The 6936-nt window shown below is 65.3% G+C and carries 5 protein-coding genes and 1 riboswitch; of the genes, 4 read left to right on the top strand and 1 reads right to left on the bottom strand.

The annotated features are described in order from the left end of the window. Nucleotides 1–255 precede the first annotated feature (255 nt). Nucleotides 256–1878 (bottom strand): FAD-dependent oxidoreductase, encoded by a 1623-nt coding sequence (locus tag ABWP09_RS12630; RefSeq protein WP_353205485.1) that lies wholly within the window; start codon nt 1876–1878, stop codon nt 256–258. Between the two features lie 385 nt (nt 1879–2263). Further along, nucleotides 2264–2469, top strand: a riboswitch (cobalamin riboswitch). Between the two features lie 124 nt (nt 2470–2593). Between ABWP09_RS12630 and ABWP09_RS12625 the strand changes: the two genes are divergently transcribed. The 4 genes from ABWP09_RS12625 to ABWP09_RS12610 form a co-directional block, all read left to right on the top strand. Further along, nucleotides 2594–4498, top strand: coding sequence for a TonB-dependent receptor plug domain-containing protein (locus ABWP09_RS12625; RefSeq protein WP_353205484.1), 1905 nt, complete (start codon nt 2594–2596; stop codon nt 4496–4498). Beyond that, nucleotides 4498–5376: an ABC transporter substrate-binding protein gene (locus tag ABWP09_RS12620; RefSeq protein ID WP_353205483.1), complete on the top strand. Its 879-nt coding sequence runs from the start codon at nt 4498–4500 to the stop codon at nt 5374–5376. Before ABWP09_RS12625 ends, ABWP09_RS12620 begins: the two co-directional genes overlap by 1 nt. Beyond that, entirely contained in the window at nt 5373–6335 is a 963-nt protein-coding gene (locus ABWP09_RS12615) for a FecCD family ABC transporter permease (protein WP_353205482.1), read from the top strand. Before ABWP09_RS12620 ends, ABWP09_RS12615 begins: the two co-directional genes overlap by 4 nt. After that, the coding region (locus ABWP09_RS12610) for an ABC transporter ATP-binding protein (protein ID WP_353205481.1) at nt 6326–6936 on the top strand (611 nt) is incomplete at its 3' end. The genes ABWP09_RS12615 and ABWP09_RS12610, both read left to right, overlap by 10 nt.

The following is a 6936-nucleotide window of genomic DNA, read 5'->3' as shown; positions in this document are numbered from 1 at the left end:
GTAGGCTCAAAAATACTCGAAATGCTGCGACGCACAATGCGAACCCCACTAACGCACGATACCGTGGTACTCAGCGGTCAGTTAACCCCCTAAAAACAACCTCCGCAAATTAAAAAATGCAGCCTGAACGGAACGCAGTGTTCCAGAATAACGTGATCCTGCATAAAATTGATTATAAAACGATCTTAAACGTATTAAAACTTCTTATACTTAATATAAAAGTACAAAAACGGCGCGCCCGTGTCAGCGCCCGTGTCAGCGTTCGCCGCTGTTCAGATATTCCCACACCTTCGAGATGACCACCGACCCCTCACCCACCGAGGATGCGACGCGCTTGACCGATCCGGCGCGGACGTCGCCCACCGCGAAAATGCCGGGGTGCGACGTGGCGAAGGGGGAGGCGGCGTGCGCATCGTGTCCGGTCACCACGAAGCCCTTGTCGTCGAGCGCCACCAGGCCCGAAAGCCACGCCGTATTGGGGGCAGCTCCTACCATGACGAACACGGCGCGGGTCGCGACGGTTTCGGTTGCGCCGGTCGTCGCATTGCGGATCGTCACGCTTTCCAGATGATCGTCGCCATGGAGTTCGGGCACCTCGGCCTGATACTGGATCGTGATCGCGGGGTCAGCTTCGAGACGGCTGGACAGATAGCTCGACATCGAAGCCGCGAGCGACGTACCCCGCACCAGCAGCCGGACCCGGCTGGCTGAGCGGCTGAGGAACATCGCGGCCTGGCCTGCCGAATTGCCACCGCCGATCACGATCGCTTCGGTGCCGCGACAATAGCGCGCTTCGATCTCGGTCGCGGCGTAATAGATGCCCGCGCCTTCCAGCGCCTCAAGCTGCGCGATCGGCAAGCGGCGATATTGCACACCCGTTGCGACCACGAGCGCTCTGCCACGCACGCGGCTCCCAGTGTCGAGCGTTGCGCAGAAACTGCCGTCGTCCAACTGTTCGAGCTGGTTGACGCGGCACGGCATGGCGAAGCGCGTGCCGAACTTCATTGCCTGCACCTCGCCGCGCCACACGAGATCGGCGCCGGAGATACCGGTCGGAAACCCCATATAGTTTTCGATTCTTGACGATGTCCCCGCCTGACCGCCGATCGCAATGTCTTCGATGACGAGCGCGCACAGCCCCTCGGCACCAGCATAGACGCCCGCGGCAACCCCGGCGGGGCCACAGCCGACGATCAGCACGTCGAACACCTTCTCCTCGGCGATGTCGTGGTTCATGCCGAGCAGCCTCGCGATGCTTTGCGGGGTTGGATCGGGGACGACCTCGCGGCCGAAGACCACGCTGGGGCCCGACAGCGTGATGCCGCAACTGCTCGCCACCGCCGCCGCGTCGTCGCTGTCGAGCGAAATAGCGCTGTACGGAATGCGGTTGCGGCTGGCGAATTCGGCGATCCGCCGGATGTCGCGGTCGGCCTCCTCGCCGATCAGCACCAGCGCGCCGTCCTGATCGTCGAGTTGCCGCCGCCGTCGCGCCGACAGGACCGAAATGACGATATCGGACATTTCGGGGATTTGCGACATCAGCGTCAGCATCGTGTCGCGCGGCACTTCGATGACTTCGGTGTCGACTGCCGCGCGCAGCGGCATCGACCAATTGCCGCCGTTCAGGAAGGAGATCTCGCCCATGAACTGCGCGGGGCCAAGCGTGGAGGGCAGATGGCGCTCGTCTGTGTAGGGGTTGACCACCTCGATTTCGCCCGACAGCACATAGGTAAAGCGGTCGGCAGGTTTGCCCGGCCGGGCGAGGAACGTGCCAGCGCGATAGCGAACGATCGCGCCAACCGCGCGCAGCGCCGCAACATGACTGTCGGACAACGGCGTGCGTTGCATGTGGCGAAGGTCGCCGCCGATCGTTTCCATATGGTGCCAGCCCCATTTTAGGTTGGCCCGATCCACCTCGAATTTGGCGTCGCGTCAAGCCGCGTGTTGCTGCGCCCGACGACAAGCGTGCCGCCAGATGCAAAGCGCGTCAGAGGATGGCAGCGATCCCGGCAATGATTACCCACATCAGTAACGACATAGCACCGGCAATCAGGATACCCGTTCCGGGGGGCAAAGGGCGATCACGCCGCGGGTGCACGGCAGAAACGTGATTTATCGATCGAACCCTCATCCCAATTGCTCCTGCCGAAGCGCGTCTTCTTGTTATGACCTCGCTTAGATTCTCAATTAAAATAGAAGATGACAAGCATTGGTTACGCGCGCCGGCGTTTTTTTATTTCTTGCGTGTGCTGCGTCGCAACACTAAACGGGCGTTGTGAAGGGTTCCCGGAGACGGGATCAATAGGGAAATCGGTGCGCGTGGGTGACCTCGCAAGACCGGTGCTGCCCCCGCAACTGTGACCGGATAGCCGGCGCGCCATCATGCCACTGGGTCTGAGCCGACCTGGGAAGGCGGCACGTCAGCAGCGACCCGGGAGCCAGGAGACCTGCCCCTCACGGTCGATCCACTGCGCGGGCGGGTGAACCGTGCGGACGAGGCGAAACCTCGAGCGAACGACGGAACCGGGGCCATGGCTCCGGGCGTCGCCGCGTGGCAACGTCCGGTGTCGCGGCCCTCTTTGAGGGTAACGTCATGATACACTATCGAAAATTGATTCCCGCTGCGCTGGCCTTGGGCCTCGCCGGGGCTGCACAGGCGCAGACGAACCCAGCGGTCACGCCCGACGACAGCATTGCTAACGAGGTTGTTGTCGCCGACAGCCGGATCGAACCCGACATCATCGTCGCGGCGCGCGTGCCGCAGTACAGCTATCAGGTTGGCCAGGCGGTCACGGTCCTGACGCGGGCCGAGATCGAGCGTCGCCAGACGATCGTGCTGTCCGATTTGCTCGCCACCACGCCGGGTGTCACCGTGACGCGCAATGGCGGCATCGGGACCGTGACGGCCGTTCGCATCCGCGGCGCGGAGGGCGAACAAACGTTGACGATTATCGATGGCATTCGCGTCAATGATCCGTCTTCGCCGGGCGGTGCGTTCGATTTCGGCACCTTGCTCGCCGGCTCGATCGACCGAATCGAAATTTTGCGTGGGCCGAATTCGGTGCCGTGGGGCAGTCAGGCAATCGGCGGGGTGGTCAACATCGTCACCGCAACCCCGAGCCAAGGCGCTCAGGCGCGCGGTCAGATCGAATATGGTGCGCATAACTCGCTGTACGCGAATGCTGGCCTCTCGGGCGGCACGGGCCCGCTGACCGCAGCGTTCAACGGCGGCTATTTGCGGACCGACGGCATTTCCGCGGCGGCCAATGGCACCGAGCGTGACGGCTTCCGGCAATATGGCGCGACCGGCAAGGTGGGCGTGGAACTCGCCCCCGGAATCGGGATCGACGTGCGCGGCTTTTATGCCGACAGCCGGACGCAATATGACTCGGCGTTCCCGCCGCCCGCCTACGTTGTTTCCGACAGTCCGGCCTATTCGACCGCCCAGGAAGCCTATGGCTACGCCGGCGCGCATGCCAATCTGTTGGACGATCGCTTTCGCAATCGCGTCGCCTTCACCATCGCCGACATCAAGCGCGACAATTTCGATGCGCCCAATACGCCGGTCGCGTTCTTCTCGCGCGGACGGACCGAGCGCTTCGAATATCAGGGCGATTTCCGCGTGGTCGAGCAACTGCGCCTCGTCGTTGGAGTCGAGCATGAGGATAGCCGCTTCAACGATGGCAGCACCTTCGCCGCGACCGGCATTACCTCGGTTTACGGCGAGGCGATCGTCAATCCGGTGCGCCAGCTGACGATCACGGGCGGGGTACGGCATGACGACCATCGCACCTTCGGCGGCCACACGACCTTCGGGGCCGATGCCGCGCTCGCGCTCGACACCGGCACGACGCTGCGCGCAAGTTATGGCGAGGGGTTCAAGGCCCCGACGCTGTATCAGCTCTACAGCTACTACGGCACGCGCCGTCTCGTGCCCGAAACCGCGCGAAGCTATGATGTCGGGATCCAGCAGCGCTTGCTCGGCAATCAGGTGAGCGCAAGCGTTACCTATTTCCACCGCGATACGAAGAACCAGATCGATTTCGATCTCGGCACCTTCACGTACCAGAACATCGCACAAACTCGGGCAGAGGGGGTCGAAGTCGAACTCGCGCTGCGTCCGGTGGAGGCGCTCACGGTGACGGGCAATTATTCGTATATCAATGCGAAGAACCGCTCGACCGGCGCAAATTTCGGCAAGGATTTGGCGCGGCGGCCGAAGCAGACGCTGAGCGTGTCGGCCGATTACCGCTTCGCGTTCGGTCTTTCGGTCGGGGGAACCGTCAGCCATGTCGGGGACAGCTTCGACAATGCCGGCAACACCGTCCGGCTCGATGGCTATGTCCTGGCGGGCTTCCGCGCGGAAATGGCGATCGGGCGTCGGCTGTCGGTCTATGGCCGGATCGACAATGCCTTTGACGAAAAATACCGCACCGTCGCCAATTACGGTACCGATGGCCGCGCGGCGTTTGGCGGCATTCGCGTGAAGCTCGATTGATGCGGCTGGTCCCGCTGCTTGCCGTTGTGCTCGTCGGGTGTGCTGCCCCGGCGCGCATGCCGGTGAGCGGCGGGATCGTCTCTACGAATCCCTGTGCTGATGCGATACTGGTCGACCTCGCGCCCGAACGCCTGTCCGCGATCAGCTTTTACTCGCACGATCCGGCGGCGACCTCGCTCCCGCTCGACGTCGCGCGGCGCTTCCCGGCGACGGCGGGGACGGCGGAGGAAGTGATCGCCCTGCGTCCGGCGCTGGTCGTGACGTCGAGCTTTACCCCGCTCGCGACGCGCGCCGCCTACACGCGTGCCGGGCTCAAGACGCTGCTGCTCGATTCCCCTGCGTCGGTGGCCGCAAGCGAAGCGCAAATCCGGATGCTGGCAGCGGCGGTAGGCGAGCCGGGCAGGGGCGAGGCAATGGTCGGGCGGATCGAGCGGGCGCTGGCGGCGGCGAGCGTTACGCCTACTTCGACGCTTCCCCGGCGAAGGCCGGGGCCTAGTAGCGAAGCGCCCGCAACTGGGCCCCGGCCTTCGCTGGGGAAGGAGATGGTGACGCTCCTCTTCATCTCCGGCACGCTCGCTAACGGTCCGGGAAATTTGCTCGACGAACTGATCACGCGCGCAGGCCTTGCCAACGCAGCGCGGGGCTACGGCCTCCCTTATACCTCCGCCGTCGCGCTGGAGACGATCGCGGCGCATCCCCCGGCGCTGATCCTCACCCCAGGCCCGTCGCGTAGCGCCGACCTGCGGATGAAAGTGCTCGCCCGAATGCGCGCACCGACGCGCAGTGCGACCTTCGCGCGCAACCTCATCAATTGTGGCGGTCCGACGATCGTCCCGGCGATCACGCGACTGGCCGACCTGCGCCGGGGTCAGCCATGACGCGCAAGCTCGCGCTGCTGGCGCTCCTCGTTGTCGCCGCGTTCGCGCTGTCGCTGATGGCGGGCAAGCTGTGGATCCCACCCGCCGCGTGGTTCGGGCACGACGCCAACGCCGCGATCCTGTTCGAACTGCGCTTGCCGCGTGCCGTGCTGGGCCTCGCGATCGGCGCGGTGCTCGGCTTGTCGGGCGCCGTGCTGCAAGGCTATTTGCGCAATCCGCTGGCCGATCCGGGCGTGGTCGGCGTGTCGTCGAGCGCGGCGCTCGGCGCGGTGACGGCGATCGTGCTTGGCATCGCCAGCAACCCGTTGATCCTGTTTGGCTGCGCGATGGCGGCGGCAGGCGGATCGATGGCGCTGCTAGCGGCGCTCACATGGCGGCAAGCGAGCGCCGTCCAGTTCATTCTGGCGGGCACCGTGCTCGCCAGCCTGTCGGGCGCGCTGACCGCCTTCGTCATCTCGATTGCGCCGAACCCGTATGCGGTGGCCGAAGTGATCGACTGGCTGATGGGCGCGTTGACCGATCGCGGGATGGGCGATGTCCGGCTTGCTGTCCCGTTCCTCCTGCTCGGGGCGGTCGTATTGGCGGCAACCGGTCCGTCGCTCGACGCGCTGAGCCTCGGCGAAGACACGGCGCGCTCGCTCGGCATCCGGCTCGGGCGGTTGCAGGCGCTGGTGGTGCTCGGCACCGGGTTGACCGTCGGCGCGAGCGTCGCGGTAACGGGCGTCGTTGGTTTCGTCGGGCTGATCGTCCCGCATTTGCTCCGCCCGCTCTTTGGCGCGCGGCCGTCCGCCTTGCTGCTGCCCAGCGCGCTCGGTGGCGCGGCGCTGGTGCTGATCGCGGACAGCCTGTGCCGCTTGCTCCCCGGCGCGGGGGAAGTGCGGCTGGGCGTCGCAATGGCGCTGATCGGCGCACCGTTCTTCCTGTGGCTGCTGCTGAAGGGGCGCGTCGCATGGAATTGAGCATCGCGAACCTACGCGTGACGCTCGACCGCCGCTGCGTGCTGGAGGGCGTCGATGCGGTGCTGCGGCCGGGCCGAGTGACCGCCATCCTTGGTCCGAACGGGGCGGGGAAAAGCACGTTGCTGAAGGCGATGGCGGCGTTGCTGACCCCAAGTGACGGCACGGTATCGCTCGGCACTCGCGCGATTGCCACGCTCGATCCGCGCGAGCGTGCCCGCCTGATCGGTTATTTGCCGCAGGATGCGCGGGTTCATTGGAATTTGTGCGTGCGCGACGTCGTGGCGCTTGGCCGCGTTGCGCATCGTTCGCCCTTTGCCGCGCCCAGCCATGCCGACCATGCCGCGATCGATGCCGCGCTGCGCGTAACGGCGACCACGGATTTCGCCGATCGCGGGATCGCGACACTATCGGGCGGCGAGCGTGCCCGCGTCCTGCTGGCGCGCGTGCTCGCCGGGGAGCCGACCTGGCTGCTCGCCGATGAGCCGCTGGCGAGCCTCGATCCCGCGCACCAGCTCGATTTGCTAGATCAATTGCGCGCCGTTGCGGGCGAGGGGAGGGGCGTCGCCGTCGTGCTCCACGATCTGCTGCACGCGGGGCGCAT

The organism is Sphingomonas sp. (genome assembly GCF_040398505.1).
GTDB lineage: Bacteria > Pseudomonadota > Alphaproteobacteria > Sphingomonadales > Sphingomonadaceae > Sphingomonas.
Note: the sequence above shows the minus strand (reverse complement) of the source record. Positions and strands in the feature narration are given on the sequence as shown.

What these genes read in the sequence shown, in the direction of transcription:
- ABWP09_RS12630 (WP_353205485.1), bottom strand. Translation starts at nt 1,878, where the DNA reads ATGGAAACGATCGGCGGCGACCTTCGCCACATGCAACGCACGCCGTTG.
- ABWP09_RS12615 (WP_353205482.1), top strand. Translation starts at nt 5,373, where the DNA reads ATGACGCGCAAGCTCGCGCTGCTGGCGCTCCTCGTTGTCGCCGCGTTC.
- ABWP09_RS12620 (WP_353205483.1), top strand. Translation starts at nt 4,498, where the DNA reads ATGCGGCTGGTCCCGCTGCTTGCCGTTGTGCTCGTCGGGTGTGCTGCC.
- ABWP09_RS12625 (WP_353205484.1), top strand. Translation starts at nt 2,594, where the DNA reads ATGATACACTATCGAAAATTGATTCCCGCTGCGCTGGCCTTGGGCCTC.